The sequence below is a fragment of the Puniceibacterium confluentis genome, assembly GCF_007923445.1.
GTDB classification, from domain to species: Bacteria; Pseudomonadota; Alphaproteobacteria; order Rhodobacterales; family Rhodobacteraceae; genus Puniceibacterium; species Puniceibacterium confluentis.
Window position 1 is genome coordinate 1 of sequence record NZ_VOJI01000074.1, and the last position, 1,255, is coordinate 1,255.

At 61.0% G+C, this 1,255-nt stretch carries 1 protein-coding gene; it reads left to right on the forward strand.

Going from position 1 to position 1,255, the window contains the following annotated elements; translation table 11 throughout:
• The first annotated feature begins 74 nt into the window (after nt 1-74).
• Nucleotides 75-1,239 (forward strand): IS3 family transposase gene (locus FOY53_RS22575; RefSeq protein ID WP_439332556.1). Its coding sequence is split into 2 segments (ribosomal slippage): nt 75-328 and nt 327-1,239, totalling 1,167 coding nucleotides; the frame shifts between segments, so codons are not numbered across the junction.
• The last annotated feature ends 16 nt before the right edge of the window (nt 1,240-1,255 follow it).

The following is a 1,255-nucleotide window of genomic DNA, read 5'->3' on the forward strand; positions in this document are numbered from 1 at the left end:
TGACCTTCCCCCCGGTATCCGGGCCATTGCGAACTGGAATTTTCCACCTTTGAATGGACGAAGGAGGAAGACCCATGAAGCGGAAGCGTTTCACAGAAGAGCAAATCATCAGTGTGCTGAAGGAGAGCGAGGCAGGCGCGAAGACGGACGACGTTTGTCGGCGTCACGGCATCAGCTCGGCGACCTTCTACAGTTGGCGCAAGAAGTACGGTGGCCTGGAGGCTGGCGACGCCAAGCGTCTGAGGGCCTTGGAAGCGGAAAACGCCAAGCTGAAGCGGATCGTCGCGGACCAGATGCTCGACATGTCCGCGATGAAGGATCTGCTGCAAAAACATTGGTAAGCCCATGGCGAAGCGACGAGCTGTGGGCTTTCTGATGGCCGAGCGTGGGTTCAGCGAGCGGCGCGCCTGCCGGATCGTTGACCTGGCGCGGTCGGTGCAGCAATACCGACCGCAGCCGAAAGGCGACGAGGCCGCAATCAAACGCATGAAGGAGCTGGCGTCGGAGAACCGGCGCTATGGCTATCTGCGCCTGCACGCGATGCTGCGTCGGGAAGGTCTCGTCGTGAACCACAAGCGCACGTACCGGCTCTATACCGAGCAAGGCTTACAGGTTCGCACGAAGAAGCGGCGCAAACTGCCCAGGCGGGATCGCGTCGAGCCTCAGGTGCCCGACAGGCCGATGCAAAGATGGTCATTGGACTTTGTCAGCGACCAGTTGGCTGACTGCCGCCGGTTTCGTGTGTTGAACATCGTGGACGATCACAGCCGGTTCTGTCCCGGCCAGATCGTCGATGTGTCGATCCCCGGGGCTCGCGTTGCTCGGTTCCTCGATGACCTGGCTTTGCGCGTTGGGCTGCCCGAAGAGATCATCCTCGACAACGGGCCCGAGGGCACCAGCAAGGCGATGTTCGACTGGTCCGAGCGGACCGGCGTGCGCCTGCGGTTTATCGAGCCAGGCAAGCCGGTGCAGAACGCCTTCGTGGAGAGTTTCAACGGCAAGTTTCGGGACGAGTGCCTGAACTTGCATTGGTTCCGATCCCTGCGCCATGCCCGCGAGGAAATCGAACGATGGCGCAGCCACTACAACACCAAGCGCCCACATTCGGCGCTCGGATACCTATCCCCTATGGAGTTCCTGATGAAAACCACCGCGCCAGCGCTCGAGACTCTTGCGGTCTCCACGCTGCCGCTCAACACTCAAACCCAACCGGAAGATTCCAGATCAAACCGGCCCTAACCGCGGGGGAAGGTCA